This window comes from Fibrobacter sp. UWOV1 (assembly GCF_900142495.1).
Lineage (GTDB): Bacteria > Fibrobacterota > Fibrobacteria > Fibrobacterales > Fibrobacteraceae > Fibrobacter.
The window spans coordinates 1-23,575 of the sequence record NZ_FRBA01000001.1; the positions used below are offsets into that span (position 1 = coordinate 1).

38 protein-coding genes are annotated in these 23,575 nt (G+C 48.4%); 8 read left to right on the forward strand and 30 right to left on the reverse strand.

Annotated features, from left to right (window positions below):
- Nucleotides 1-323 precede the first annotated feature (323 nt).
- The 6 genes from BUC02_RS00005 to BUC02_RS00030 all read left to right on the forward strand — a co-directional run bounded on the left by BUC02_RS00005 (nucleotide 324) and on the right by BUC02_RS00030 (nucleotide 6,520).
- Entirely contained in the window at nucleotides 324-617 is a 294-nt protein-coding gene (locus BUC02_RS00005) for a helix-turn-helix domain-containing protein (protein ID WP_073316956.1), read from the forward strand.
- Nucleotide 618: 1 nt separating this feature from the next.
- The gene (locus BUC02_RS00010) at nucleotides 619-861 is read left to right on the forward strand and encodes a hypothetical protein (protein WP_073316959.1); all 243 of its coding nucleotides are present in this window, start codon (nucleotides 619-621) and stop codon (nucleotides 859-861) included.
- A 482-nt stretch (nucleotides 862-1,343) separates the two neighbouring features.
- Nucleotides 1,344-1,823, forward strand: a complete 480-nt coding sequence (locus BUC02_RS00015; protein ID WP_073316961.1) for a hypothetical protein — start codon at nucleotides 1,344-1,346, stop codon at nucleotides 1,821-1,823.
- Nucleotides 1,813-3,237, forward strand: a complete 1,425-nt coding sequence (gene terL, locus BUC02_RS00020) for a phage terminase large subunit (protein WP_175549759.1) — start codon at nucleotides 1,813-1,815, stop codon at nucleotides 3,235-3,237. The genes BUC02_RS00015 and terL overlap by 11 nt, the downstream gene beginning before the upstream one ends.
- Before the next feature lie 4 nt (nucleotides 3,238-3,241).
- Nucleotides 3,242-4,573: an anti-CBASS protein Acb1 family protein gene (locus BUC02_RS00025; RefSeq protein ID WP_073316963.1), complete on the forward strand. Its 1,332-nt coding sequence runs from the start codon at nucleotides 3,242-3,244 to the stop codon at nucleotides 4,571-4,573.
- Nucleotides 4,574-6,520 carry a phage minor head protein gene (locus tag BUC02_RS00030; protein ID WP_073316966.1) on the forward strand — a complete coding sequence of 649 codons (1,947 nt, stop codon included), beginning with the start codon at nucleotides 4,574-4,576 and terminating at the stop codon, nucleotides 6,518-6,520.
- Here the strand turns inward: BUC02_RS00030 and BUC02_RS00035 are convergent.
- The 22 genes from BUC02_RS00035 to BUC02_RS00110 all read right to left on the reverse strand — a co-directional run bounded on the left by BUC02_RS00035 (nucleotide 6,498) and on the right by BUC02_RS00110 (nucleotide 14,045).
- Nucleotides 6,498-6,854: a hypothetical protein gene (locus BUC02_RS00035; RefSeq protein WP_073316969.1), complete on the reverse strand. Its 357-nt coding sequence runs from the start codon at nucleotides 6,852-6,854 to the stop codon at nucleotides 6,498-6,500. The genes BUC02_RS00030 and BUC02_RS00035 overlap by 23 nt on opposite strands.
- Nucleotides 6,851-7,366, reverse strand: coding sequence for a hypothetical protein (locus BUC02_RS00040; protein ID WP_139260911.1), 516 nt, complete (start codon nucleotides 7,364-7,366; stop codon nucleotides 6,851-6,853). Before BUC02_RS00040 ends, BUC02_RS00035 begins: the two co-directional genes overlap by 4 nt.
- 124 nt (nucleotides 7,367-7,490) lie before the next feature.
- Entirely contained in the window at nucleotides 7,491-7,670 is a 180-nt protein-coding gene (locus tag BUC02_RS00045) for a hypothetical protein (RefSeq protein WP_073316975.1), read from the reverse strand.
- Nucleotides 7,670-8,080, reverse strand: a complete 411-nt coding sequence (locus BUC02_RS00050) for a hypothetical protein (protein WP_073316978.1) — start codon at nucleotides 8,078-8,080, stop codon at nucleotides 7,670-7,672. Before BUC02_RS00050 ends, BUC02_RS00045 begins: the two co-directional genes overlap by 1 nt.
- The gene (locus BUC02_RS00055) at nucleotides 8,080-8,514 is read right to left on the reverse strand and encodes a hypothetical protein (RefSeq protein WP_073316989.1); all 435 of its coding nucleotides are present in this window, start codon (nucleotides 8,512-8,514) and stop codon (nucleotides 8,080-8,082) included. The genes BUC02_RS00050 and BUC02_RS00055 overlap by 1 nt, the downstream gene beginning before the upstream one ends.
- Before the next feature lie 12 nt (nucleotides 8,515-8,526).
- Nucleotides 8,527-9,507 carry a DUF932 domain-containing protein gene (locus BUC02_RS00060; RefSeq protein ID WP_073316992.1) on the reverse strand — a complete coding sequence of 327 codons (981 nt, stop codon included), beginning with the start codon at nucleotides 9,505-9,507 and terminating at the stop codon, nucleotides 8,527-8,529.
- Nucleotides 9,500-9,640 carry a hypothetical protein gene (locus BUC02_RS16020; RefSeq protein WP_175549760.1) on the reverse strand — a complete coding sequence of 47 codons (141 nt, stop codon included), beginning with the start codon at nucleotides 9,638-9,640 and terminating at the stop codon, nucleotides 9,500-9,502. The genes BUC02_RS00060 and BUC02_RS16020 overlap by 8 nt, the downstream gene beginning before the upstream one ends.
- 10 nt (nucleotides 9,641-9,650) lie before the next feature.
- Complete coding sequence (locus BUC02_RS00065; protein WP_073316995.1) at nucleotides 9,651-9,848, reverse strand: hypothetical protein; 198 nt, start codon at nucleotides 9,846-9,848, stop codon at nucleotides 9,651-9,653.
- Nucleotides 9,849-9,850: 2 nt separating this feature from the next.
- A complete protein-coding gene (locus BUC02_RS00070; RefSeq protein ID WP_139260915.1) occupies nucleotides 9,851-10,423 on the reverse strand; it encodes a hypothetical protein in 573 nt (190 codons plus the stop codon).
- 19 nt (nucleotides 10,424-10,442) lie between these two features.
- Nucleotides 10,443-10,655 (reverse strand): hypothetical protein, encoded by a 213-nt coding sequence (locus BUC02_RS00075; RefSeq protein ID WP_139260917.1) that lies wholly within the window; start codon nucleotides 10,653-10,655, stop codon nucleotides 10,443-10,445.
- A 61-nt stretch (nucleotides 10,656-10,716) separates the two neighbouring features.
- A complete protein-coding gene (locus BUC02_RS00080) occupies nucleotides 10,717-10,923 on the reverse strand; it encodes a hypothetical protein (protein WP_073317004.1) in 207 nt (68 codons plus the stop codon).
- A complete protein-coding gene (locus BUC02_RS16025; RefSeq protein ID WP_175549761.1) occupies nucleotides 10,913-11,077 on the reverse strand; it encodes a hypothetical protein in 165 nt (54 codons plus the stop codon). The genes BUC02_RS00080 and BUC02_RS16025 overlap by 11 nt, the downstream gene beginning before the upstream one ends.
- An 11-nt stretch (nucleotides 11,078-11,088) precedes the next feature.
- On the reverse strand, nucleotides 11,089-11,259 hold the full coding sequence (locus BUC02_RS16030) for a hypothetical protein (protein ID WP_175549762.1): 171 nt from the start codon (nucleotides 11,257-11,259) through the stop codon (nucleotides 11,089-11,091).
- Nucleotides 11,256-11,879, reverse strand: coding sequence for a JAB domain-containing protein (locus tag BUC02_RS00085; RefSeq protein WP_073317007.1), 624 nt, complete (start codon nucleotides 11,877-11,879; stop codon nucleotides 11,256-11,258). Before BUC02_RS00085 ends, BUC02_RS16030 begins: the two co-directional genes overlap by 4 nt.
- Nucleotide 11,880: 1 nt before the next feature.
- The gene (locus BUC02_RS16035; protein ID WP_175549763.1) at nucleotides 11,881-12,045 is read right to left on the reverse strand and encodes a hypothetical protein; all 165 of its coding nucleotides are present in this window, start codon (nucleotides 12,043-12,045) and stop codon (nucleotides 11,881-11,883) included.
- 2 nt (nucleotides 12,046-12,047) lie between these two features.
- Entirely contained in the window at nucleotides 12,048-12,305 is a 258-nt protein-coding gene (locus tag BUC02_RS00090; protein ID WP_073317010.1) for a hypothetical protein, read from the reverse strand.
- A gap of 69 nt (nucleotides 12,306-12,374) precedes the next feature.
- Nucleotides 12,375-12,569 (reverse strand): hypothetical protein, encoded by a 195-nt coding sequence (locus BUC02_RS00095; RefSeq protein WP_073317013.1) that lies wholly within the window; start codon nucleotides 12,567-12,569, stop codon nucleotides 12,375-12,377.
- A complete protein-coding gene (locus BUC02_RS15585; protein WP_254794027.1) occupies nucleotides 12,570-13,049 on the reverse strand; it encodes a septation protein SpoVG family protein in 480 nt (159 codons plus the stop codon).
- Between the two features lie 14 nt (nucleotides 13,050-13,063).
- On the reverse strand, nucleotides 13,064-13,210 hold the full coding sequence (locus tag BUC02_RS16040; protein WP_175549764.1) for a hypothetical protein: 147 nt from the start codon (nucleotides 13,208-13,210) through the stop codon (nucleotides 13,064-13,066).
- Nucleotides 13,211-13,219: 9 nt separating this feature from the next.
- On the reverse strand, nucleotides 13,220-13,627 hold the full coding sequence (locus tag BUC02_RS00105) for a DUF3846 domain-containing protein (protein WP_073317016.1): 408 nt from the start codon (nucleotides 13,625-13,627) through the stop codon (nucleotides 13,220-13,222).
- Nucleotides 13,627-13,791: a hypothetical protein gene (locus tag BUC02_RS16045; protein WP_175549765.1), complete on the reverse strand. Its 165-nt coding sequence runs from the start codon at nucleotides 13,789-13,791 to the stop codon at nucleotides 13,627-13,629. Before BUC02_RS16045 ends, BUC02_RS00105 begins: the two co-directional genes overlap by 1 nt.
- A gap of 17 nt (nucleotides 13,792-13,808) precedes the next feature.
- Complete coding sequence (locus BUC02_RS00110) at nucleotides 13,809-14,045, reverse strand: hypothetical protein (RefSeq protein ID WP_073317019.1); 237 nt, start codon at nucleotides 14,043-14,045, stop codon at nucleotides 13,809-13,811.
- Between the two features lie 186 nt (nucleotides 14,046-14,231).
- On the opposite strand from BUC02_RS00110, the gene BUC02_RS15760 reads away from it, so the two are divergent.
- Nucleotides 14,232-14,591 (forward strand): helix-turn-helix domain-containing protein, encoded by a 360-nt coding sequence (locus BUC02_RS15760; RefSeq protein WP_139260919.1) that lies wholly within the window; start codon nucleotides 14,232-14,234, stop codon nucleotides 14,589-14,591.
- A 47-nt stretch (nucleotides 14,592-14,638) separates the two neighbouring features.
- Here BUC02_RS15760 and BUC02_RS00120 read toward each other — a convergent pair whose 3' ends face one another.
- From BUC02_RS00120 to BUC02_RS00130, 4 genes are all read right to left on the reverse strand, one after another.
- Nucleotides 14,639-15,187 carry a hypothetical protein gene (locus tag BUC02_RS00120; RefSeq protein ID WP_073317028.1) on the reverse strand — a complete coding sequence of 183 codons (549 nt, stop codon included), beginning with the start codon at nucleotides 15,185-15,187 and terminating at the stop codon, nucleotides 14,639-14,641.
- Nucleotides 15,188-15,453: 266 nt separating this feature from the next.
- The gene (locus BUC02_RS16050; protein WP_175549766.1) at nucleotides 15,454-15,612 is read right to left on the reverse strand and encodes a hypothetical protein; all 159 of its coding nucleotides are present in this window, start codon (nucleotides 15,610-15,612) and stop codon (nucleotides 15,454-15,456) included.
- 916 nt (nucleotides 15,613-16,528) lie between these two features.
- On the reverse strand, nucleotides 16,529-17,035 hold the full coding sequence (locus BUC02_RS00125; protein ID WP_073317031.1) for a hypothetical protein: 507 nt from the start codon (nucleotides 17,033-17,035) through the stop codon (nucleotides 16,529-16,531).
- Between the two features lie 32 nt (nucleotides 17,036-17,067).
- Nucleotides 17,068-17,277: a hypothetical protein gene (locus tag BUC02_RS00130; RefSeq protein ID WP_139260921.1), complete on the reverse strand. Its 210-nt coding sequence runs from the start codon at nucleotides 17,275-17,277 to the stop codon at nucleotides 17,068-17,070.
- Between the two features lie 1,282 nt (nucleotides 17,278-18,559).
- Between BUC02_RS00130 and alr the strand changes: the two genes are divergently transcribed.
- Nucleotides 18,560-19,783 (forward strand): alanine racemase, encoded by a 1,224-nt coding sequence (gene alr / locus BUC02_RS00140; RefSeq protein WP_073054102.1) that lies wholly within the window; start codon nucleotides 18,560-18,562, stop codon nucleotides 19,781-19,783.
- 96 nt (nucleotides 19,784-19,879) lie between these two features.
- Here the strand turns inward: alr and BUC02_RS00145 are convergent, their stop codons facing one another.
- Genes BUC02_RS00145 through BUC02_RS16375 form a run of 4 tightly spaced genes read right to left on the reverse strand, consistent with a single transcriptional unit; the run spans nucleotide 19,880 to nucleotide 23,365 of the window.
- Nucleotides 19,880-21,163, reverse strand: coding sequence for an RluA family pseudouridine synthase (locus BUC02_RS00145; protein WP_073317040.1), 1,284 nt, complete (start codon nucleotides 21,161-21,163; stop codon nucleotides 19,880-19,882).
- A 48-nt stretch (nucleotides 21,164-21,211) separates the two neighbouring features.
- Entirely contained in the window at nucleotides 21,212-21,787 is a 576-nt protein-coding gene (gene lspA, locus BUC02_RS00150; protein WP_073317043.1) for a signal peptidase II, read from the reverse strand.
- Nucleotides 21,788-21,832: 45 nt separating this feature from the next.
- Nucleotides 21,833-22,951, reverse strand: coding sequence for a squalene/phytoene synthase family protein (locus BUC02_RS00155; RefSeq protein ID WP_073317046.1), 1,119 nt, complete (start codon nucleotides 22,949-22,951; stop codon nucleotides 21,833-21,835).
- A 39-nt stretch (nucleotides 22,952-22,990) separates the two neighbouring features.
- The gene (locus tag BUC02_RS16375) at nucleotides 22,991-23,365 is read right to left on the reverse strand and encodes a hypothetical protein (protein ID WP_139260923.1); all 375 of its coding nucleotides are present in this window, start codon (nucleotides 23,363-23,365) and stop codon (nucleotides 22,991-22,993) included.
- Nucleotides 23,366-23,575: the final 210 nt, after the last annotated feature.

The window sequence follows — 23,575 nt, forward strand, 5'->3', positions numbered from 1 at the left end:
ACGCCACGCGAACGTCGCGAGGCAGGCAAAAAGATATCTTTGGAGGAAGGAGGTCCGGTCGGCGGTGACAACCCAGTCGGTTGAACTGTAAACCGGATCAGTTGTACCGGGAAAATGGTGTAAACCAAAACAGTGAAACTGTCAACCCGGTCAGTAAAATCACCTAAAAAGTGTCAACCTTTTTCAGTGATGGTCAGCAAGCTCCCTCTGCTTTCATATCATTTTGGTGTAAATATACAACTTTTCGTGTAAAATTCAAACAAAAAGTTATATTTTTTACAACTTTTCATACTTTTTGTTAGAAAATTATCTATATTCATGCCATGGGCGTTAAAATCAAGGAATTCATTGACCGCATCGGGATCAAGTCGCAGGAAGAACTCGCGACTAGGCTTGGCGTAAGCAACAACACCATTTCGCTTTGGGCGAAAGGCAAGCGTTACCCTACCCACCAAATGGAAGTCCAGCTCTACGAAATGGGAATGACCACGGAGGAACTTTTCGGCAAGGCGTACCCTTCAAGCGCAAACACGGCGAGGGACGACTTCGACAGGAAATCCGACTTCTTCATCAAGAAACTTTTTGACAAGATCGACAAACTAGAACCGAGGGGATAACATGACATCGGAAGAATTCGAAATATCTTACTGCAAGGGCAAGCGCGAGGCCATGACCTGCTTTGCCGACTGGTTGCGAGACCACATCAAGGTTGCTACTCGCGCAATAGACGACGGCCTCGACAAGGCGAAGGTTCTGGAACGGACTCTTGAGTTCATGGCAGAAGTTGCTGACCGCATGGACGGCAAGCTCTCCAAGGAACCCATGCTCATTTCCAAGGAAGTCAACGAAAAACAGGACTAGCGCGAGAAATATTCTCACAAATCTATACATTTTGTATCGATTCCGCGATATAATTACATAAAACAAGAACTTTTCCTTACTAGAAAAGGGGGCGGCGCTATGCCGTCCCTTCTTTCATTCCGTACACACGGAATGCTTTTTGTTTGTGGCACGGAACTTACGCTTTCATTACGCAACTACATTTATCTTTACTTATCTTGATTTATCTTAATTTATATTGTGTCATTTTTTGACATTTACGTATTGCAATCTGTTGTAACATTTGCTTAAATTTTGCAATATGAGAGGCAATATCCCTGGACAAACTACATTAGACTTAGGCTTCCTATCACCGAAGCAACTTGCCGCGAAGATAGGACGTCACCCCCGCACCGTCTACGGTTGGATCTACAAGCGTGGACTCCCCTTCAACAGGTCGTGCCGACACGGAGGCATATCAATCGAATGGTCAGTATTCAAGAAATGGTGGTCACGAGATTACAATGGCGAGGACTGACGGACTTGTTAGGCTTTCCGAAAAAACTCCCGAGGAACGCTCCGCTATCGGCAGAAAAGGCGGCCTACGTTCCGTAGAAGTTAGAAAGGAAAACATGCTCGCGAAGCGGGCTGCTACGATTGCACTCAAGCTGCAACCGAATATCGACGTGAAGCAGAAAGCCGCCCTTAAGCAGATGGGCGTTGACATTTCAAAACCGCTTAACGTCATGACTATATCCATGGTACGTATAGCATATCAGGCGATGAATGGCAACATAAAGGCATTCCGCTTTCTGCTAGACATGGCCCACATGTCGCCCAACGCGATTTTCGACATAGGCAAGATCCAGCTCATGAAGCAACAGCTTGACCTCAAGGACCCGACCGCCAACGTGCAGGATGCCGAAATCGTTGAACAGGGCGACAAGCAGGACACGTCGAAGATTGAGGCAGAAATCCGCAAGATGGGTATCTATGGCGATTAACGACATGACATACGACAGGAATCTGTGCGACTTGAGCCGGAGCAACCTGCTCGCCTTTGTCAAGTTTACCATGCCGGAATACTCAATCGGCTGGGTACACAGAGAAATCTGCGCTCGCCTCATGAAATTCTATGTAGATGTAGTCCATAAACGTTCTCCTAGACTGATTCTTACAATGCCTCCGCGACACGGAAAGAGCGAAATCGTTTCTAGGCGCTTTCCTGCGTGGAGTTTCGGTCTAAATCCCGACATCAACATCATTTCTGCATCCTACGCAACCGACCTTGCGAGGCGTATGAGCCGTGACGTGCAGAAAATCATGGATTCATACTACTACTCTAGAGTCTTTCCAGACGTTTTCTTGTCAAAGAGTCCTTTCGCCAACAGCAGGGTAAAGAAAATCCGCAACGCGGACATTTTCGAGATTATCCGTGGCAACGGAAGCTATAGGGGTGCCGGCGTAGGAACGGGCATTACGGGTATGGGTTGCGACATCTTGAATATCGACGACCCTCTGAAAGACAGAAAATCTGCAGAATCCCCCAACGTCCGCGATGCCATTTACGACTGGTACACCTCCACGGCATATACCCGTCTTGCGCCCGGCGGCGGTGTCCTCCTCACCCTTACTAGGTGGCACGAAGACGATCTTGCTGGCCGCCTACTTGAGAAAATGGCCGCAAATGACGGCGATTCTTGGGAAATCATCAACTACCCCGCCATTGCCGAGGAGGACGAAAGGCACAGGAAAAAGGGAGAACCGCTCCACCCCGAACGCTACGACATCGAAGCGTTGATGCGAATAAAGAAGGCCGTGGGTTCCTATGAATGGGAAGCCCTTTACCAACAGCACCCGTCAAGCAAGGCGGGCAGCATATTCAAGAAGGACTGGTTCAGGACATACTACGTCTTACCGAAGGTGTTCGATTTCATGATCCAGTCCTGGGACTTCACCTTTGACGATACGGCGGCAAGCGACAACGTGGCAGGTACAGTATGGGGCGTAGTGAACGGCAACATCTACCTGCTAGACTGCATTTGCAGACAGATGGACTTCACCGAACAGCTTAGGGAAATGAGGCGCATGACGAACAAGTGGCCGGAAGCCATCACGAAGGTAGTGGAAGCCAAGGCAAACGGACCCGCAATCATAAATACGCTAAGCAGGGAAATTCCAGGAATAATACCGTTCATGCCGCAAGGCTCAAAAACGGCAAGAGCTTATGCAGTATCGTCAACTTTTGAATCCGGCAACGTCTTCGTGCCGGACAAGTCCATTTGCCCTTGGGTAGAGGAATACCTTCTAGAACTTACACGTTTCCCGACGGCGAAACACGATGACCGCGTTGACTCCACCACGCAGGCAATCCTCCACATCAACGAACGAATTTCAAAGAACATCCTATGGGAGTAAAATCATGACCACAGCTACAACAACCACAAAAAAGAAAACATTCAAGGACGGTGCATACCTTAACTCCATTACGGGTCTCGGCATGCTCAAGAACGACAAGACAACCCATACGAAGGTAAATCCGGCCAATTCCGTGCAGAACGACATTGAACTGGCCAACCTTTATCTTCAGGACGGTCTTGCCACCACGATTGCGGACGCTTTCCCGGAACACGCCCTTGCGGACGACATCAAGATTATCGGTGACGAAACGGGCGATATCTTGAAGGATCTTGATGATAAAGGCTTTACGGAAGCCGTTATCGAGGCCGGCACTATGGCCCGTCTTTTCGGCGGTGCCGCAATACTCACCCTTTATGACGGAAACACGCAGTTCTACAGACCTCCGAGACCCAACGAGAAGGTTGTAGGCTACAAGGTCTATTCCGCTGCGGATTTCAGTCTTTCCAACAATGACTACGTAAACGACAAGACTTCTCCTTTCTACAACGAAATCGAACTTTTCAAGCTAAACCTTGAAAACGGGAACCAGCCGAAGATTCACGTTTCTCGTCTTACGATCTTCCGCAACAAGAAGGCTCCTAGAAACCTCAAGAACTTGAGTTTCAATCAGCGTTTCTTCGGCTGCTCTTCCGTCAAGGAAGTCGATGACAGCCTCAAGGACCTCGGTTCGTCCATGGGCGGCGTTTCCAACATGATGTCTGAAAACGGATTGAAGATATTCTCCCTTTCGGGCCTCACGCAGATGCTATCGCGCCCGGACAGCGGCGTGAAATCCGTGCAGGAACGTATGTCCGTTGTAAATATGGCCCTTTCTGCATACCACTCCCTTTTCCAGGACAAGGACGACAGCTTTAACATGGTCTCCCACAATTTCACGGGCATTCCCGAAATTGTCCGTTTGATGATGGTCATGGTGTGCGCCCGTTCCAAGATTCCCATGAGTATCCTTTTCGGACAGACAATCACGGGACTTGCAGGAACGAACGAGGGAGACCTCAAGACGTTCTACGGCGACGTGAACAGGTGGCGCCGCAAGGTCCTCTATCGCAACATGTGCAAGCTCATTACCGATTTCTGCAAACGCAACCTCGGCACTTCTGACCTCAAGGAATTCAGTTTCGCACCTCTCGGTGCCCTTTCCGGCAAGGAATACGTTGACGCTAAATTCATTCAGGCGCAGACGTGCGAAAAGTTCTTCAACATGGGTGCAATGACGAATACCGAAATCCGCAAGTGCGCTCTTGAAAACGGCGGTACGTTCGAACTCTCCGTACAAGGCGACCTGCCGGAAGGATCTGTTCAGTTCAATACAGACGACAACGACGAGGAATAAATGTCTCTCCATACGTTCATTGAAAGAGTTAGGGCTTATGGTATAAGGCCCGAAAACAGGCGCAAGGTCACTGCACATCAAATGTACCCTTGGGCAATAGAAAGACAATTCCAGCAGGAATTGCAGGTGCAATTCCGTAACGCAGGACAATTCTACGAGTATCAGGCGCTAAAGAATACCTGGTCTTTCAATGATACGGTGGACGACTTGACGCGTTCCGAATATGTCAACGACACTGAACTATCATCAATCGCAAGGCGCGTTTCCTACGAGGTTGAATACTTCCAGCAGCAATGTTTCGAGAACTTCACCGAGACAGTCATCGGCGCAAGGTACATACCCACGGTAGTCGCTCCAACGATTACCGATACTTGGGAAAAGAATTTCATGACGTTGTGCCGCAGCACCAACGATGAAATGAAAAAGAAGGTCTCCGCTATAGTTTCCGATGCCGTGATGAACGGCAACAACATTGCGGACACGCGCAAGCAGATACAGGAAGCCGTAGCCACGTTCTCAAAATCCAAGGCAAGCCTTATCGCAAGGACCGAAACGGCAAAGCTGAACATGGCCATTTCCAAGGCCCAAATGGAGGAAGCCGGAGTAGAGTACTACGAATGGGCTTGCATGCTTGACGAACGTACAAGGCAGAGTCACGCAAAGATGGACGGCAAGATCTGCATATGGAGCAATCCTAATGTGGTCTACGACCTCAAAAATCACAAGACGAAGCCGCGCCCGCAGTCCGCAGTACATCTCCACCCGGGCGACGACTACAACTGCCGTTGCATCGCATTGCCGTGGGACCCTCTCATTGAGAAGGAACTTAACCAAAAGAAAGGCAAGCCGAACAAGCAATGGCTAGAACTCAAGGAACAGGAAAAGCAGAAGGCGGCGGAGAAACGTGCCGAGCGCGAGGAAATCAAGCGCAACAAGGAACTAGTTCCGCAACTCACTGCGGAGAACGAGAAACTGCAGAAACAACTAAAAACTCTGCAACAGAAAATAGATTTACAGAATCTTGAAATAGAGGGCCTAGAACAATCTATCGACGACATTGAAGGAACCAAGAAGTTCTTTGTCTTTGTTACAAACGACGAAGGGCAGAAATTCAAATTTGTCAAGTCAGCAGAAAATATGCAAGACGCGAAGCACGCTGTCTATATGGAGCTTAAAGAGAACCCTTCTAAATATGGAACAAACCCGATTATTCCAAAATTTGACGAGCAGCGGTATCAGCAGAAAATCAACAAGGTAACTCGTGTAGAATTACCATCATACACAGAAAAGTTGGCAATGTCTGACAGGGAAGCTAAGGAAATTGTTGAAAGCAAGACTACACAAATGGCAGAAAGGTTAGGGTTGACGAGAAGAAGCAACTCTCCTACTTACGAAGACATCAATCCAAACAGAGAAAAATACGATAATGACGGAACACACGGAAACTGCCAAAACTGCGTGGCCGCAGTTTGGTGGTCGGATCATGGATACAACGCTATAGCTTGTCCAAAAACTAAACGTTGGAATCCTCAAAACATAAACGATATTTGGATAGACCCTAAAACGGGCCGCAACCCCGAGCGACATTATTTTCACAATCTAAAGGAACTTGAACAAGCGACATTGCGATTGCCCGAAGGAGGACAATTGCAAATATACATATTCAACTCAAATCCTGACGCTCCTGGGCACACTCTTATAGTTCAGAAATATAATGGCAAAGCTATCATACGAGACGGTCAACCAGAAAATCCGGACTTCTTGACTTTTGACGAATATAATTACGCTCACTCGACACCGGAAGCACAGATGGATAAAAAATACAACGGCTTCCGCGATTGGTCGTTTGAAAAAGACCTTTACGTAGCTCAATACTGGCGGATAGACAATTGCTATCCATCGGATGAACAATTAAACGGAGTAGTTATGCCTTCAAAGAAGAAATAAATTTTTCTTCGCTAGAGTCAACAACCTCTTTGAAGAACATTCCGTCACCATGCTTTGCGTCGTAGTCCTTAATGATACGACGCATTTTCTTTTCTTCTTCGTTATCAAAGCAATTTGCTATTTTCTTATACGCATGCAACTTGACATTGTTTGTTGGTGTCACCAGCACTTTCTTTATTTCATACTTGTCATTTACGAGTATTACAGTGTCGTCTAGTCTAGGAATAGCCTCCACAAAAAGCAAACCCATCCCTTCAATTTCTCCGTACTCTACTAATACGGAATCCGGGACTTCTTTTCTATACACTTTTTTTGCCTTCTCTACGTCTATCATTTTCTTACCCTCACTTCATAATCGGCTGAATTTATAAGCGTGCCGGTATCAACCAACGGACGTGAACTCTTCTTCCGTCTTATGGTAGATGGGGCGTTTGGAGCATACCTTCCGCTTTGAAGCATGGCTCTCTTGAGCGCCCCTTTCGCTCTGACACCGAACCTCTTGAAGAAATCTCCGCTGTTTCCAGTGCCGGCGACAATCTTCTTCGCTTCTGCGACGGCTACCTTGTTCAAGTATTCGCCATACTCGCTACGCAACACTTCCATGAACGGGCGCGCGGGAATCCTCTGCGTTATGGAGCCGTCGGGTTTGAACTGCGGAGCTGTCCCGTAGTTCAAAATCCTCGCAATCATCGCAAGGCTCGCGGGCTTCCCTTTCTGATGTTTCTTGCCGGATCTGTAATCGGCATAGGTCTTGTTCCCGTCAACCCACCCTACGGCAACGGACCGCTTACGGATGAAGTCAAAGTTTGCATTCATCTTCTGCAGTCGCAGTATAAAATCCTTCATGTCCCTTGCCATATGCTAAAATCTATAATATAAAGTCCATTAAGTCAAGTAAAAAAGGAGCGCCCCGCAACGGCTCAAGGAGACGAATAAACCAAACCGATGCAGGGCGCATTGTTACACATTGTTACGTAACTTTCGTAACGTCAATCCCGTCCATGTTGAGGAACAGGTTGTTGTCGTCAACATCTATGTCTTCAAGCTCGAAGACATGGCGCCTTGCGGCGTTATCGTCATCGGCGGCGACTACGATGTGCTTGCGCCTTCCACCGCCGACACGATAGGAAACCTTGTAGACATTGGGCATTACCAAATCTCCTCATTGAACTTTTTCTTTATTTCGTCGTGCGTGCAAGTACCGCAGATGTCTTCGCCGTCAATGCACACCTTTTTCTGAATCCACTGCGAATTCCAATCAAATGAATTGCACTCGCAGTCCGAATCGTCAAGATCCTCGCCAATACGGATATACGAGCAGAAATCGGGTTTGTCCGGCCCGTCAGGCCCAAAGTCCTTGTGAAGATACTTATTGACGATTCCCATGACGGCATCGACTTCCTTGAACGACCCCTCGTACCACTTGACGCTTTCCCAATAGAATTGGTAAGTCCCTCCAAGCCGTTTCGTTATGTCGGCTCCGAACAGTTCTGGCAGTTCTACGAGCTTCTTGGCCACATTGCGACCGCAGAGGATAGACACTTCGGAATAGTATCCCATTACAGCATCCTCCCCGCCATTGCTCCGTAAATACCGACATCGGCTTTCTTCGCCAAATCCACGGCCTTCACGTATTCCTTGTCGGACCAGTCTCCGTCAAAAGACCAATCATCTTCAAAAATTCCGTGCTTTACGGCAATCTCTATGGCACACTTGACTACAGCATCAAACGGAAGTGCGTTCGTCTTGCAGAAATCGAACCACGTAAAGCCCATGCCGTAATAGTTGCCTTCCTCTGTATTGAGGTAGAAACTTTCGCAACGATTTTCTTCATCTGCGACAGTAACGCAATAATGGTCATCACTATAACGGCACTTGATTCCATTTTTGTTTGCCGTTTCTACCAATTTCATCAAGTCGGCACGGAATTCCGCCGTAAGGATTTCCGGCTTGGGAGAACTTGTTTTTGAAGTCCAATAGTTCGTATATCCCATATCTTATCTCCTTTATGCCACGCTTGCGAAAAGCCTGTCAAAGTCAAAGTGTTGCGTCTTTTCGTTGTCGCCGTTGAAAAGAACGTTCTGCACGGTCTCAAGAGAGCTACGGGCCTGGCTTGCGATGCTTCCCATAATCAGCGACTTCTCGTACGTAGAGGTCTTCTTGGTGTTGTGTTGGTAGGTGCCTTGAATGGCGTTGTACAGATTCCAGCCCGTCATCACTTCAACACGTCCGTCATCGGCGTTCTTGAAATTCTCGACAAGACGGATAACGATTTTTTCCCAGCGCAGACGCGACTTTTCGGGCGTACCCACATTCTTGTAGACAGGAAGCGGATAGCAACGGGCCATTACCTCCTTAACCTCGTCCATCGTTACAACCCTGTCGGCAAGGCGCTTGTACTGCTCTTCCGAATAGTCGTACTGATCGTTAGCCATGCCGATTGCATACTTCAATTCGGCAAAGCGTGCCTGCCCGTAGCGGTCATGATGAATGGAGATAATGCGGTTGTGCTCCTTCGCGTGACGGATAGCCTTGGCAATCTGGTTACGGCAGAAGAACCTATACGGCGTAATCAAGATAGACAGACTGCGAGTCCCGTCATGAGAATTGACTACGGAGAGGTAGCGTCCTACTACGTCACCGCTTCCGCCGATGTCTCCCGAATTCCCGATGCTGATTTGTGCGAAAACACCCGATCCGTTACCCCACGACCCGACATTCTTGAACTCGATGTCCGCAATATCGGCCATTTCGCCAAGCACGCTGAAAGCGTCCGTGTGCTGGATAGGGTGATACTGGTCGGTGAAGCTCTTGCCGTTGATGATACTAGGTTCACCCTTCTTGTCGTCACGCACAGGCGTGTACATCCCGGTAGGGACATACAGGCCGTCTACGAGGGCATAGGTCTCGGCCATATTTGCGGTGAAATTGAGGCGACGCATGGCGAGCGCCTCGTTTACTTTTTCCATTACTTCGACATTATTCATTGTCGTCTCCTTGTTGGTTGTTGTACTTTTGTCTAAGGGCTTCCTTTTCGTCCTCCGTAAGCACTTGCTGTGCATCGGGATCGTTGTCTTCCTGCATACGCAGGATTGCATCTTCGTAGTCAATATCGTCCATATTTCCTCTACTAGTCGTTTTCGTTCTTATGACAATGGTACCCGATGTCGTCCAAGTCAACGAAGCCTCTTTCACGCACCCCATCCACGTAGATGAAATTATCCATCCCGCCATAGTTGGACTGCAGATCCACTTCGTCCATATCGTCATACTCGTTCAACGCTTCAATTGCGTTGTTGAGAATATTCTTGATGTCTTCTACGGTCATTTTTAAACCTCCTTGTCCTTTACAAGATTTTCAGCAAATTCTCTAACCTTTTCGCAGAAAGTGTCAGCTACGGCGTTGCAGTACTCCAGCTTGCTAACGATCCCCGAACCAGTCATGTCATAGTAACGGCCCGGTTCTGTATGTTTTGTTGACCACCTTCCTCCATCTTCGCACATCTTTTTCAGCAACTCTACAGGGATAACTGTTGCCGGCGTACCAAATTCCTTCTCGCTTACTACCACGTTGAAATTGTCAAGGGCTATTCCGCACGAGAATCTGCTATACCCTCCGCCCATAGTGAAAAAGACATTAGCTTTGACGTCAAATCCAGGCCAATGATACCAGCCGTCACTAATGAAATACCCTCTTTTATAATGCTCCTCTCTGTTCAAATGCATATCTTCATCTTTCATCAAGTAGCCGTTGATTTGTAAGGCCTTGAAGATACGGTGCGCCTCACGCAGTTTCGGCAACTTGTCCCGAAGTTCATCGACAATGCGTTCACCCTTTTCGGCAAGTTCCTTGCGCTTATCCTCTTCGGCCTTGATTTCTGCCATCTTCTTGTCGGCAATCATGTCGCATATATCCATCTTCTTACGTCATCTCCTTATCTGTTTGTTTGTGTTTGAAAAGTTTATCTCCCTTCTGCACCGATATGTTGTAGACTGTCCTGCGCTCCACTACCATACGGCTGTCCATGTCGTGCCGGATGAAATATGAAAGCGCATTGTCAAACGTCTTGAACTCGATTACATCGGGGTCGGTCATACGCGGCCAGTTCTTGTAGAACTTGACTATGTACGGCATTACCCTATTATTCCGGCAAGCGGACACGTAGAACGTCGTCCCATCCGGGCTTACCAATGCCTTATCCTTCATTGTTGTCAATCTCCGCGTTATTCGTTATCGTGTAAAACTTCTCTTGCAGTTTTTCGGTTTCTTCCTTGCGGCCCTTGTAGTAGTCGTCGTGACCCGTTCCCTTAAATGCGGACACGCAGTTGTCGCAGAACTCCTTGTACCTAGCAAGCGCACACTTGATTGTGCCGACTTCTTTTTTTGTAAGTTCAATCTTCATCGTCTACCTCGCATATTTCACCTTGACGACAGCCGCCAAGAATTTCCTTGCAGATGTGTTCCTGCGTAACTTCGGACAGTTCGTCCCAATAGACCTGCTGCCCTTCCAGTTTAAGGTCGAAACTGACCGACCACCATCCATACTTACTTGCCATTTGCTTATCTCCTATTTGAAATTGTCGTCGTAAAGCGTGAGAAATTGGTCCCTTACGGCCTCATTGAACATCTCCCACGCTTCTTCCTCGTCCACGTTTTCTTTTGACTGAATGATTTCTACCCAGCGGTATTGCGTTGCCACAAGGCATCCGTCCCAATAGAGTTTTATACTTCTGCTCATATTACCTCCTTTTGTTTTTGAGGCATGTACGACTCTATCATGTCTGGCATCAGTTTGCAAATGGACGAATAGCCCGTCCGGCTTATTATGATGTGGTCTATTACAGGAATCTCCATTATCCTTCCTGCGGCACAAAGAGTGCGAGTAATCCCTATGTCTTCGTTACTCGGCTCATTACTTCCGCTTGGGTGATTGTGGGCAAGTATGATAGACACGGCTCCGTCCTTGACTGCCTTAGAAAAGACTTCTCTCGGATGCACTAACGTATTCTGCGCGGTCCCGATACTTATGTCGTGTACGGCTATTTCGTGATTTGCAGAATCAAGCGTCATGACAACGAAATGTTCTTTCTGTTCGTACTTGAGGAACGAAAGCCTTCTTGCTACGTCCTCCGCCTGAAAGTACTCTCTAGCCGCCGTTCCCACAATGTACCTTCCAGACATACTTACACACGACAGTATCATTTCAGCCTTCTTGCGACCAATACCCCTTACGCGCATCAGTTTTTCTGCCGACGGAATAGTTACTGATCCTGAAAGAACACTGCATACGTTCTCGGCCAACATCCTGCTGCCTAGAATCTTTGTAAAGAGTTCTTCGTTAGTTTCTTCGTTTGGCATATCAACACCCACTAACGAAATCAGCCCAGTCTTCCACTGCGGTGACAAGCCCGTCATAGTCCTCATTAGGCCCGAGCATATCAGCCAACTGCCTTACCACATACATAGGCACACCATATTCATCCGCAAGTTCACGGAGATATTCTGCACGATTTTCGTTTCTCATGATTACTCCCCCTTCTTCACAATCTTGAGTTTCCACAATTCCTTAGCCGCAACCTTGAAAGCCTCGGAGAACACGGCAAAGAACCCTCCCCTAGTATCAACGTAGGACGAGAACGCCATCACGAACCTTTCCTTTTCGTGGGGATGCGAGATCCCGAAATGCAGTGCGTCCTCGTATTCGCTTTCAAGGCATCTGACACGGCTCTGGCCTTTTTCAAGACCGACGATTACTCTCTGTTGCAACGATTTCTTTATTTTCATTTTTCATCTCCTTATGGGTTTAGTGATAAGGCCGTGCAGGGGGGCGAATCCCTGCGAGCGCTTTACGGTCTACAGAGCTTCAATGCGTGCGATGACGCGGTTGAGCGTCTCGCTACGCATCTCCATCCGCCTTACGATAGGGTCAACGGCCCACGTTTCCGTACTTTTCTTCACGGTTGCGATGTCTTCGCGCAACTGCGTGCGGTATTCGTTGAGTGCCTCAAGTACGGTTTCGGTTTCGTTTGCGTGAATGGTAATGTCCATTTATGCCTCCATGGATTGGTTGTACTTTTCAAGAACGCAGTTTTCAATGTGATCGCGGAGCTGGCGCGTCAGCGGATTGAAAATAGAGCGGAACGATTCGCCCTTGAAGAACGGGTCCGTAGGATAAGCGACAAACAGCCCGTTTTCGCCATCCATCACACGGAGACCGCGAATCTGAATCTGGTCATTGAGAACAATTGTTGCAAGTCCCTTGATGTGCCCCAAAGAAGGCCCTTCCTTAAAAGGATAGACTTGTACGCTGGTCACAGCGAGGCAATCCCATTCAGTAGAATGACTTTCGGCTGCAGGACTTTCGGCCGGTTTAGTTTCCTTGCGGTCTCCAAGTTCGGCAAGCCTCTTGCGAAGCAGTTCGTTCTCCGACTGCAATTCTACAGCCTTTTCACCGATAGCGTGAATCATTGCGGCCATTCTCGTTGCACGTTCAAGTTCTTTTTTCAGTTCTGCGATGCTTTCTGACATCTTTTACTCCTTGGTTAGATTGACTCGGCAATCGTCACTACCGCCGCATATGCGACGAAGGCGACAATCGTCATTGTTGTGGTTTTTACTTTTGAGATAATTTCACGGTGCTTGTTGTAAGCGATATACCCGCCTTTCGGCACATATTCTTTGAATTCCATTGCAATCTCCTAGTTCTCGCACTGCGTGAGCATCTTGTACCCTTCGGGGTGGTTCCTTGTACCCATTTTCTGGATACGCTCCATCACAAAATCGCATTCCTTTTCCGTAAGCGACGTTTCGTTGCCTTCGGAATCGGCAAGGCCTACAATAAGCAGGCTGCCCACGAGTTGCGGATTGCCGAGGTTGTCAATTGCCGAAATCTTCGCATCTTCCTTGAAAAGCCCCTCGTCATCGCAAACGATGTCAAAAACCTTGTGGCTACGGTTGTACCCGATCGTCCTTGACACGATGTCTATCAAGTCGCAATGGAGCATCTTGTAGTAGTTTTCAAGAGTAGGCTCAAATTCCACCACCTTCGCTTCGTCATTTTCAATGTCCAGCAGGACACCATTTATCATCGGCTTCTGTTCTTCCATTACATCTCCTTGTCTTGTTTGAGTCTGAATACCACACGCTTTCCGCATTTCGGACAGCGGTCCCTTACGGTGAGCCCGCAGGCGAGCATGAAAAGTCCGTTGAACTCGACTTCTACTACCTTGTCGGCCCCGCAATTCGGGCAACTGAAAGTCTTTGTAACCATTTCGTTGATTCCTCCAGTTATCCGAACATCTTCTTCCAGCAGGAAGGGCAAGTCATCGTGACAAAAAGTTCCCGCCACTCGGCAGGAACTTCGGGAATGATGTCTTGGATATGTTCTTTCGTTTCGTCCCTGCGGTACAGCCTTTCGTTCTGCTCGGAGCTGAATCCAGTCAGTTCGTACCTTGTGCCACACTTGCGGCAGTACATTGAAACGGAGCACTTTCCGTTCTTTGAAACCTTTACTTTCGTTCCCATCGTCCATCTCCTTTTGATTTTGTTGGGTGGTTTTGTGTTTTGAAAATAATATAGAATTTTGTTGTAAAATTAGTAGGCCTAATTAAAAAATAATTGTTGATAATTTATTTTTTTTGTTGACAGATAGTTGACATAGAAAAATTTTCTCTTGTTGACTATTCTATCAAATTTTGTTATATTATAGACATGGATCTAAAATCTTTTCAATCTCGCACAGGACTCACGCAGACAGATATCGCGCAGCAGCTTTCGGTCACGCAAGCCACTGTTTCTTCGTGGTCGCAAAACAGGACCACACCTGCCATACCGCAGCTTAAGGCACTTATTTTCATGGGCATGACGATTGCAGAAGTCTTCGACGAGGAGACGGAAGCATTCGTCTTCAAGGGCAAGAAACTCAACAGGAAAAAGATGTCGGCCGACGTTGTTGAAACGGCATTAGCCGGACTCGTCAACAACGAACCAGGCAAGATTACCGACAAGGACACCTGCACACAGATTGTCAAGATCGGCCTTGCGGAACTTTTTGCAAAAAAGGACAAATAAAAAAAAGACGGGCAATCGCCCGCCTTTATTGCTTTTGTTTATTGGCCTTACAGATCAAGCCCGTCAAAAAGCGACGGCTGCTTGTTCACAAGAGCCTTTTCTTCGTCAATGAAAAACTGCTGTTTTGTCATTCCGCGCTTCTTTCCCCTAATCGTATGGCAGTCAAACACGTATTCCGGAATTGCCGGCTTTTCCTTCCTGACTTCCTCAAACAGCTTTTCAACCTCGGCATCGTCTAGCTGCATACGCTTGTCATGAATGTAGTTCGACAGCAAGTCGGCATCCCTTGAATGTTTCGCCTCGCACAGCAATATCACGGCCTTAGAGATAAATACTCGGCCCGCAGGTTTTTTCGACGATTCGTTCACGAAATCAAATCCCTGCTTTAGCGCCATAATCTCTTGTGTTATAAGTCCGTGGCAGTCTTCCGCAGAAATTGTCAGCAACCTTTTCCAGCAATACGTCGCGTATTTCGGGAACAGTTCCAATGCCATGAATCCGGCAAGACGAACATCACCCCTGCGGCAGGCCTTCTGCAACGCGGAAGCGACCTCGTAGAAATCGTAGCCACCATCGGTTTTAAGCTCAAAAGCCATGCGATACCTCCTTGATGCTTGATTTATAAGTCCCGGCATGCAATTCGGACCCGCAGTCACGACATCGCATGCCACATACAGAAATTCCGACGGTCACGAAACAGGCAATTGTCTCGGCGTCGTACTCCCTTCCGCATTTTTTGCATTTTACCATTTTTCTTTCCTTCGTATAAAGCGGTCAATTTTACATATAAAGCCGACAGCACGTTTGTCCGCAGTTTTGACGTTTGTCGGTAACTCTCCTGGAAACCTTTATTTATGGTCGTTTACAGGCCACACGCTTCCTTGTCGCTCAAAGTCGGGTCGGCATAGATCCTGCACGCTGCAACAATCGCAGTTTCGCTTTTCACTTGCGGGAAATAGCTCCACACAAGCCGTTTTGCGATCTCTCCGATTGTCTTCCATTTAAGCGAAATCTGCTTCATTTTGGCTCCTTTTTTTTGTAGGTTTTTGTAGTTATAATATAGAAAAATGTTGTATTTTTGGAATGTAAAATTTTAAGATTTTTTTTGGCGGTTGTCCGTATTATTACGGATAAGGCGGTTCTAGCGGTTGTCCGTATCGACACGCAACAATCAGTCAACACGGTTGTCCGCAACTACTCGCAACAACGCAACTTTCGGTTGTCAGTGACAACTTACGTATAGAACGGATCAAGCGGTTGTCGGTAACGGCACTTTCCGTTGTCCATATCCGCCTACGGATAAAACGAGGACGGTTGTCCGTAACGTCCTTCGGATAAAGCGGTTCAATGCCGATTTTGCAAAGATGTTTGCAACTTGTTGACAGATTATGTCACAATGTTGACAGATTTTTGCAGGCCGGAAAACGCGTTTTACAGGCACGAAAAAGCAGGGCTGGTAGGTAGGTATTATCATTTTCGTGAGCCCACGAAAATGCCTCCTTTTTAGCCTAAAATAAACTCGTTTTTTGAACATTTATGTGCGCCTAGAATTCCACGAAAGTTACAACTGTAGGGTTGTGTAGGTGTATCCAAATGTGGGACAAAAAGGTCTCCAAATGCACGAAAAAACTACGCGTTTTTAGGCCTTGTGGATCTTCCTGGCCGTACTCCGAATAGTGATGTAAGGGTACCATCGCAAATGGCCTAGACAGGCCTCCTAAACTTCGAAAAAATGCTTCGTTTTTAGAGCCTATGGGAGCACGAAATTTGCTCGGGTATGGTAATGTAAGGGGTGAGGGAATATGCCTTTTGCGGTGCCTTTATGTGCAAATGTGAACGCTGTTGGATTTTGGTATGGAGTGTTTTGGGTGGACGCCAAAATAAAGGGAACCCCCAACAATGGGGATTCCCTTGTCCGTATTTTTAGCGGTTGTCCGTTACATGATGTTTTCGGAGCTCACAGGTTCAACCACTTCCGTGTTGTCCGTAACTTCGGGCGCTGGCGCATCGAGGTCAATGACCACAACACTGCGCTTCTTCCCTTCGCCCTTCTTCTTGCCGCCCTTCTTGGGAGCCGCATTCTGTCGGGCGAGATACTTGTCTACATCGAACTTGGGGACAACCGCGTTCGGTCCGAACTGTTCAAGCTGCAGGTACACACGGTACTTCGCATCCTGACGGCTGTCTGCGTGGACGACAACATCGTAGATGCCGCTGTCCGACTTGACGCGGATGTGGTGTTCCGTAGGGTCAGCGGTGCTTGCCGTGATTTCAAGGCCTGCGGAAGTTTCGGGGGCATCGCCTTCGGTCGGGTCGGTCTCGGCCTCCTCTGCGGTCACCACGGTCGGGGTATCGGTTTCAACCTCGGCGGTTTCGGTTGCGATGCTGGAAGCAACTTCTTCGACTGCTTCAATGCCGGCGTTCTTCTTGTTGTTCTTTTTCATGGTTTCATCTCCTTGATGTTTTGATTGTTAGGTTATGCAGCCTTCCTTGCGAGGTAGGTCTGCGGATTGAACTTGTTCACGTACGCACCCACGAAACGCTTGCCGTAGCAGGCCCACTTGTAAATGCGGTTGAACATGAAGTACTTTGCGTCTTGGCGAGTGGCAGCATAGATTTCATAATAGAGTTTAGTGCCGTCGCGCAGGGTGACGAGGATTTTGTGGATTTTGTAAGCGTTTTTCATGTTGACCTCCATTGTGGTGGTGTGTGGGTTGTTTTGTTTGATGTCTATAATATAGAATTTTGTTGTATCGGGTGGTATGCCATTGATAAAAAAAGTTGTTGACAGATACATTTTTTTGTGGACAGATTCGGGACAGCGATGTTGACAGAAAGCCCGCCAAAAATGGCCTTTTACAGCCTCCGAATCCGGCTCGGAATGGGAATGTAAGGGGGCTTTCGCCAAATGCCCAGACAGGCCTCCAAAATGCAGATATGGCCTTCGATTTGCGCGAAAAAGGCCACGCATACTTCCTTATAAAGGATATAATTATATTATTATATATATAAATATATATATTAAGTAAGTAAGTAAGTAAGAGGTGGTATAATGTGGCGGAATTTATAGCAAGTTACGTAATGTGGAGTAACTAATTTGCCTACGTATAAATTTTGTGCCATTTTTTGGCAACCTACGGATAAGGTAACAGGCCTACATATAAGACGGATTTTTTTTGTGACAAAATTTGACAACCTACGGATAAAGCGGACTAGCGGTTGTATTGGACATCCTACGGATAAAACGGACGCTGGCAACTTCGGGATCACTTACGCATAAAGCGGACGCCACGGCGATTTTGTCAGTAACGGATTACGTATAAGACGGTGCGGATAATTTGTCCGTCTCGGCCTACGGATAAAGCGGACAACGCACGGGATCACGGGCGCTTCGTACGGATAAAGCGGACGCAGATTTTCGTTTGTCCGTCACGGCCTACGTATAAGACGGATTCTTGGCGCTTTCCGTGCGTTTCCTACGAATAAGGCGCAAAATGACGGATAAAGCGGAAAAATTACGGATAAGACGGATTTTTGTGCCGTAACAACCCGCAACTTTCGGTAACAACGGCGTGATCACGGCGAGTTTTTCCACATGCCCACACCATTTTATCGCATTTTGGAGCGAATTTGTCAAGGACGATTCAAAAAAAATCTACCTCGTGGAAACCTTGAAAATAAAGGCCTAGCGTGCGATGCGGATCACGGCGGCGAAAATTGCATGCGGAGAAGACGGAAAATTTGTCGCGGACAGAGCATTTGCAATCGTAAATTTATGCTTACGGCAACGCATGACGGCCACGTATGCACACCGAAATTAGCAGCACACACGATGCACACACTCGCGTGTAAGCCTTGTAAATAAAGGCGTGTAGTATTCCACTATGGAATAAGAACACCCCAAAAAAGGACAATTTTCTTACAAACATGTAACCAAAGCAAAAGGACTTACCTATATTTCACACATCATGAAACTTTTAGCGACTCCTCCCGATTTAAATAAGATAGCGCGCCCGAACTGGATTGAAATCAACTTAGACGCACTCTGCAACAACATTCAATTTATCAGAAGCCAGATTCCGGCCAACACGAAGATTCTTTTGCCCGTCAAGGCGGACTCTTACGGCCACGGAAGCCTCGCCTGCTCCTTTGCCGCCAAATTCGGCGGTGCCGACTACCTGGGCGTTGCCCACATTAGCGAAGGCATGTTGCTTCGCCAGTACGGCATGGACTTGCCGATTCTGGTACTTGGCCCCTGCACTCCGGCTGATTTCGCCTACTTCGTAGAATTCCAGCTGACCGCGGCCATTACAGACATTCGTACCGCCATGGCGTTCGATCAGTTCCTGCGCGATACGGGAACCACCTGCAAGGCCCACTTGGCCATCGATACCGGCATGAACCGCTACGGTTTTGACGCCGAAGACTTTAACAACATTCGTGCAGCCCTCAGCCTCAAAAACTTGCACTTCGAAGGCATGTTCACTCACCTGGCCACCGCCGACATGCCGGGGAACCCGAAGACCGAAATTCAGATTCAGCGCTTTACCCGCCTGGTCGATGTGCTTGAAGCCGAAGGACTCCGCCCCGAGATTTGCCACTGTTCTAGCTCGGCAGGAACCCTCACCCACCCCGAAAGCCACTTTGACATGGTTCGCCCGGGACTTGCCCTTTACGGCTACAACTGCATGGGTGCAGCGCCGTCCCCCTGGCCGATCAAGCCGGTGATGCGAATCAAGTCTACCATTCGTCACATCCACGATGTAAAGCCCGGCGAAACCGTGAGCTACGGCGGTTACTGGATGGCCCAGCAGCCGACCCGCATCGCCACAATCGCTATCGGTTACGGCGACGGCTACCTGCGCGGCGAATACAACAAGGGATTTGTGTTCATTCGCGGACAGCTCTGCCCGATTCTTGGCCGCGTGTGCATGGACGCCACCATGGTTGACGTGAGCCACATTCCCGATGTGCAAGTCGGCGAAACAGTCGATGTCGTGAACGGTGAACTGGATTTTCGCATTTCGATGGAAAGCGTGGCCGATGACCACCACACGATTCCGTACGAATTAACAAGCCGCGTCGCACGCCGCCTGTATCGTAAGTATTACTGGAAGAACCGCCTGGTACGTTGGGATTACCTGCGCAAGGAATTCGGCGTCAAGGACTTCAAGGAATACCCTCTAAGGTAATGTGCCTACGGCATTAATGAAATTCAGAATTCGGAGTTCGGAGTTCAGAATTAAAACAAACTAACCTGTTCCGAATTCACAATTCCGAAATCCGAACTACAACAAATTAGGGTCGATGGTCGGTTCGTAACCGGGCTGAACAAAATCTTCGGGAGCAATGCCGCGCTTGCGGGCGGCCTTTTCCTGTTTGATACGCTTACGTTCAGCAGCCTTAGCCTTGCGGTTAGCTGCACGGGCGGCACGTTCGGCAAAGCGCTGGGCGCGCGTCTTGCGCTCCTTCAATTCCGGGAAAACGCCTTCGTCAAACACATCCAGATTTTCAGATTCAGCTTCATCCGATTCGTAGCCTTCGCTAAAGCGCATTTCAGGATCGAAATCGCGGAAGCCTTCATCTTCGTCATCAAAGACAGGAGCTTCTGCCGGGCATTCCTTCTTGAGGAGTTTAAGAACTTGTTCGAAAGGCTTTTCGAGCGGCACCTTGAACTTCATCTTTTTGCCCGTGGTCGGGTGAATCAGTTCAATTTTCACGGCTTGCAAAAGCTGGGCAGGAGCAATTTCAAGGACCTTCGCGGCGACATCCTTCATCAAGGGAGACACGCGGTTCAGGCAGCCGTCGCGGCCGTCGTACAGCGGATCGCCCACGACCGGGTGCCCCATGTAGCGGCTATGTACGCGAATCTGGTGCGTACGGCCCGATTCAAGCTGCAATTCAAGCAATGTTGCGAAGGCGAAAAATTTCTTTGCCACAAAATGCGTGCGGCTCGGCTTGCCATCGCTCACGACAGCCATCTTGAGGCGATTCTTGGGGTTACGCCCGATGGGGGCATCGATGGTACCTTCCAAGTCGCGAGGATGCCCCCACACCAGGGCATTATAGGTGCGGTGCAGCGTGCGCGTTTCAAGCTGGTGAGCCAAATGCCTATGGGCGGCATCGTTTTTGGCCACCACCATAAGCCCTGGTGTATCCTTGTCCAGTCGATGGACAATGCCCGGGCGTAACGGGCCGTTCACTGCAGACAAATTTTCTTTAAAATGATACAGAAGGCCTGCGGCAAGCGTCCCGTTCTGCACACCGTTACCCGGATGCACCACCAAGTTACGCGGCTTGTTCAAGACCACGATATCGTCGTCTTCGTAAACAATGTCGAGTGGAATATTTTCGGGTTCCAAGGTGCTCGCCTCTTTTTCGGGGACCTTGTCGACCACCACGACCATGCCCGTTTCGACACGGAAATTCTTGGGAGAGGCAACGCCACCCACCTTGACTTCGCCAGCGGCAATCAACTTCTGCACGTCCGTGCGGGACACGTTTTCCATGACACCCACAAGGAACTTGTCGATGCGTTCTCCAGAATGCTTTTCGTCAACGATATAGTTCATAAGCAGTTGGAAGTAGGAAGTTGGAAGTAGGAAGTTACTGTTTACTTCCTACGGACTAACGTCCACTTGTTTATTTTTTTCGTTCTTAATTTCTTGATGGATTTTCTTCAGGATCATCGGCGAAAGGATTACAATCGCGACGCCCACGGTTACAAAGGAATCCGCGACATTGAATGTCGGGAAGCGAGTCATGATAAAGTCCGGGAAATCGCAATCGATAAAATCCACCACCATCTGCAAACGCATACGGTCAATAAAGTTACCGACGGCACCACCGAGAATCATCACCACGCCCAAACGGCTCATCCAATCACGCTTGTCGATGGACTTGTAGAACCACACAAGCACAAAGGTTGCAACAATCGAAATCAGCAAAAAGAACAGCCAAGGCGGCAAAAAGGGCATCAAGTCTTGCGGGCGGCTACTGAAAGCGGCCCCCTTGTTGAACACCAACTGAAAACGCACCAATTCACCGATGACGTTGATCGTATCGTGGTTCGGCGCACCCGTTTCGTTAGTAAAGCGAACGAGCGCCCACAGCTTTGTCAACTGGTCAGCCACAATGCTAAAAAGAATCACACCCACATGAAACGGCCATTTATTTATAAAATCAAATTTCTTCATACTCTTCTTTGGATTGCTTCGCCCCTATGGGGTTCGCAATGACGTTTATAAGGTTTGCGCCTCGCTCTTCAATTTAGCGTAAGACTTTTCGATCCAAGAATCCGAATAGAAATGCAACGTCGTCTGCTTAACGATTCGCTTGACGGTGTCGCGGGTAATTTTCACCTTCTTTTCGGAGGCAAAGAGACTCGAGCCATCGCCAATCAACTTCATGTTCTCGGCGGCCATAAAGAGCGGCCACAGGCAGAACAGCCTTGTACGCATCTTGATATTCGGAACAAGCTTGGTGTAGGCTATCGCATCGTTCAAGTGTCCCCAAGCCTTTTGCACGAGTTCGCCCATTACCGCGGCACGACGCTTGTCAAAATCAGCGCGGGCACCAGCTTCAGCAGGGACAGCGAACATTTCATAGGAATGGGCAAAGCCATGCCTGCGGCAAATTTCTTCGGGAACAAAACAGACCCTGCGTCCGGAATCTTCGACACAGTCCTTCACGATGTTCGCCACCTGGAGCGCAAGCCCAAAGCTCACGTCGAGTTTCTGCATTTCGGCCTTGCGGGATTCGCCGATGAGGCAGGTATCGGCAGCAAAGAGATTCGTCAAGAGCTTGCCGACAATGCCGGCCACGTAGTAGCAGTATTCGTCGAGGTCGGCCACGCTTTCGAGCGTAAACCAGCCGGAACTGAGCGCAGCCTCTTGCCGGAGCGCAAACTTGGCCATGCCATGGCACATTTCGATCGTTACCGCACGCACGGGTGCCGCATACGTTTCGGGCATTTCGCGCAACAGGGGCACCACCACATGGGTATGCAGGCAAAGGTTCATGTACGGGTGTTCAGACTTGCGCCAGCTTTCAGGGAGCGCCTGTTCAAAGGCCGCTATCGACTCGTCAGGGAGTTTTTCCGTCTTGAAGATTTCGGCGAACTTGCCCAGAATGACTTCTTTTTCAGAAGCCTTCATATCGGGGTCGTCTTCGACTGTGTCGGCAATGCGCAGGTAAAGGTAGGCAAGCAAAATGCTCTTGTGGAGTTTTCCCTTGAGCACATTGATATTGAGCGCAAACGTTCTAGAAACCTGAAGCAAGATTTCTTCGGCATACTTCCATGCCTCACGTCTGTTCATGGTACTTTCGCCAACTTCGATTGAATCAAGAATATTCGACATTCAAAACCCTCAATACATCCTTTGACTTTGTCGAAGAAACTAGTTGATCTCCGCGTAAATATCGCGCGGAATCTTCTTGCTCTTAGCCATGGCATTCACGTACTTCCACAAACGTCCGTGAGCTTCGGCATTCTTGAGTTTCTTGGTGAAGCTCCAAAAAGTCCGATTCTGAATATCGGACTCGTTCCTGAGAGTACCCTTGATATCGCATTCGTAACAGGCCTTGCGGTATTCCAGGAAATAGGCGGCTTGGTAAAGTTTGGCTGCCTTGCCGCGTGCAACACGGCGAAGCAGCAGGCCAAACAGGATAAACAAGGGCGAGATGGCAAAACCATAAAACCAGGGATAGATCGGAAGCCACTTTATCACAGCCCAAATAGCGGGCAAAGCGGAAGCGATCGAAAAAATCAGCATAAAGAAGGTATCCAGGGGTTTCCAATAAAACTTCCACTTAGGAACATACGCCCATTTTACTCTTTTATTCGCCAATTTCTTGAAATAAATCGGGTATGACACACGGAAAAACCATCTATAGAGCCAAAACCAAAATACGAGCGGAGCCCAAAACCAGTAATCCAAAGTATTGAGCAATAGAGTCATCAAGGAATCAATATCAAACGTCTG

Excerpts from the sequence above, each read along its gene's own strand:
- BUC02_RS00005 (WP_073316956.1), top strand. The coding sequence starts at position 324 with ATGGGCGTTAAAATCAAGGAATTCATTGACCGCATCGGGATCAAGTCG.
- BUC02_RS00010 (WP_073316959.1), top strand. The coding sequence starts at position 619 with ATGACATCGGAAGAATTCGAAATATCTTACTGCAAGGGCAAGCGCGAG.
- BUC02_RS00015 (WP_073316961.1), top strand. The coding sequence starts at position 1,344 with ATGGCGAGGACTGACGGACTTGTTAGGCTTTCCGAAAAAACTCCCGAG.
- terL (WP_175549759.1), top strand. The coding sequence starts at position 1,813 with ATGGCGATTAACGACATGACATACGACAGGAATCTGTGCGACTTGAGC.
- BUC02_RS00025 (WP_073316963.1), top strand. The coding sequence starts at position 3,242 with ATGACCACAGCTACAACAACCACAAAAAAGAAAACATTCAAGGACGGT.
- BUC02_RS00030 (WP_073316966.1), top strand. The coding sequence starts at position 4,574 with ATGTCTCTCCATACGTTCATTGAAAGAGTTAGGGCTTATGGTATAAGG.
- BUC02_RS00035 (WP_073316969.1), bottom strand. The coding sequence starts at position 6,854 with ATGATAGACGTAGAGAAGGCAAAAAAAGTGTATAGAAAAGAAGTCCCG.
- BUC02_RS00040 (WP_139260911.1), bottom strand. The coding sequence starts at position 7,366 with ATGAAGGATTTTATACTGCGACTGCAGAAGATGAATGCAAACTTTGAC.
- BUC02_RS00045 (WP_073316975.1), bottom strand. The coding sequence starts at position 7,670 with ATGCCCAATGTCTACAAGGTTTCCTATCGTGTCGGCGGTGGAAGGCGC.
- BUC02_RS00050 (WP_073316978.1), bottom strand. The coding sequence starts at position 8,080 with ATGGGATACTATTCCGAAGTGTCTATCCTCTGCGGTCGCAATGTGGCC.
- BUC02_RS00055 (WP_073316989.1), bottom strand. The coding sequence starts at position 8,514 with ATGGGATATACGAACTATTGGACTTCAAAAACAAGTTCTCCCAAGCCG.
- BUC02_RS00060 (WP_073316992.1), bottom strand. The coding sequence starts at position 9,507 with ATGAATAATGTCGAAGTAATGGAAAAAGTAAACGAGGCGCTCGCCATG.
- BUC02_RS16020 (WP_175549760.1), bottom strand. The coding sequence starts at position 9,640 with ATGGACGATATTGACTACGAAGATGCAATCCTGCGTATGCAGGAAGAC.
- BUC02_RS00065 (WP_073316995.1), bottom strand. The coding sequence starts at position 9,848 with ATGACCGTAGAAGACATCAAGAATATTCTCAACAACGCAATTGAAGCG.
- BUC02_RS00070 (WP_139260915.1), bottom strand. The coding sequence starts at position 10,423 with ATGATTGCCGACAAGAAGATGGCAGAAATCAAGGCCGAAGAGGATAAG.
- BUC02_RS00075 (WP_139260917.1), bottom strand. The coding sequence starts at position 10,655 with ATGCCGTACATAGTCAAGTTCTACAAGAACTGGCCGCGTATGACCGAC.
- BUC02_RS00080 (WP_073317004.1), bottom strand. The coding sequence starts at position 10,923 with ATGAAGATTGAACTTACAAAAAAAGAAGTCGGCACAATCAAGTGTGCG.
- BUC02_RS16025 (WP_175549761.1), bottom strand. The coding sequence starts at position 11,077 with ATGGCAAGTAAGTATGGATGGTGGTCGGTCAGTTTCGACCTTAAACTG.
- BUC02_RS16030 (WP_175549762.1), bottom strand. The coding sequence starts at position 11,259 with ATGAGCAGAAGTATAAAACTCTATTGGGACGGATGCCTTGTGGCAACG.
- BUC02_RS00085 (WP_073317007.1), bottom strand. The coding sequence starts at position 11,879 with ATGCCAAACGAAGAAACTAACGAAGAACTCTTTACAAAGATTCTAGGC.
- BUC02_RS16035 (WP_175549763.1), bottom strand. The coding sequence starts at position 12,045 with ATGAGAAACGAAAATCGTGCAGAATATCTCCGTGAACTTGCGGATGAA.
- BUC02_RS00090 (WP_073317010.1), bottom strand. The coding sequence starts at position 12,305 with ATGAAAATAAAGAAATCGTTGCAACAGAGAGTAATCGTCGGTCTTGAA.
- BUC02_RS00095 (WP_073317013.1), bottom strand. The coding sequence starts at position 12,569 with ATGGACATTACCATTCACGCAAACGAAACCGAAACCGTACTTGAGGCA.
- BUC02_RS15585 (WP_254794027.1), bottom strand. The coding sequence starts at position 13,049 with ATGTCAGAAAGCATCGCAGAACTGAAAAAAGAACTTGAACGTGCAACG.
- BUC02_RS16040 (WP_175549764.1), bottom strand. The coding sequence starts at position 13,210 with ATGGAATTCAAAGAATATGTGCCGAAAGGCGGGTATATCGCTTACAAC.
- BUC02_RS00105 (WP_073317016.1), bottom strand. The coding sequence starts at position 13,627 with ATGGAAGAACAGAAGCCGATGATAAATGGTGTCCTGCTGGACATTGAA.
- BUC02_RS16045 (WP_175549765.1), bottom strand. The coding sequence starts at position 13,791 with ATGGTTACAAAGACTTTCAGTTGCCCGAATTGCGGGGCCGACAAGGTA.
- BUC02_RS00110 (WP_073317019.1), bottom strand. The coding sequence starts at position 14,045 with ATGGGAACGAAAGTAAAGGTTTCAAAGAACGGAAAGTGCTCCGTTTCA.
- BUC02_RS15760 (WP_139260919.1), top strand. The coding sequence starts at position 14,232 with ATGGATCTAAAATCTTTTCAATCTCGCACAGGACTCACGCAGACAGAT.
- BUC02_RS00120 (WP_073317028.1), bottom strand. The coding sequence starts at position 15,187 with ATGGCTTTTGAGCTTAAAACCGATGGTGGCTACGATTTCTACGAGGTC.
- BUC02_RS16050 (WP_175549766.1), bottom strand. The coding sequence starts at position 15,612 with ATGAAGCAGATTTCGCTTAAATGGAAGACAATCGGAGAGATCGCAAAA.
- BUC02_RS00125 (WP_073317031.1), bottom strand. The coding sequence starts at position 17,035 with ATGAAAAAGAACAACAAGAAGAACGCCGGCATTGAAGCAGTCGAAGAA.
- BUC02_RS00130 (WP_139260921.1), bottom strand. The coding sequence starts at position 17,277 with ATGAAAAACGCTTACAAAATCCACAAAATCCTCGTCACCCTGCGCGAC.
- alr (WP_073054102.1), top strand. The coding sequence starts at position 18,560 with ATGAAACTTTTAGCGACTCCTCCCGATTTAAATAAGATAGCGCGCCCG.
- BUC02_RS00145 (WP_073317040.1), bottom strand. The coding sequence starts at position 21,163 with ATGAACTATATCGTTGACGAAAAGCATTCTGGAGAACGCATCGACAAG.
- lspA (WP_073317043.1), bottom strand. The coding sequence starts at position 21,787 with ATGAAGAAATTTGATTTTATAAATAAATGGCCGTTTCATGTGGGTGTG.
- BUC02_RS00155 (WP_073317046.1), bottom strand. The coding sequence starts at position 22,951 with ATGTCGAATATTCTTGATTCAATCGAAGTTGGCGAAAGTACCATGAAC.
- BUC02_RS16375 (WP_139260923.1), bottom strand. The coding sequence starts at position 23,365 with ATGCTGATTTTTTCGATCGCTTCCGCTTTGCCCGCTATTTGGGCTGTG.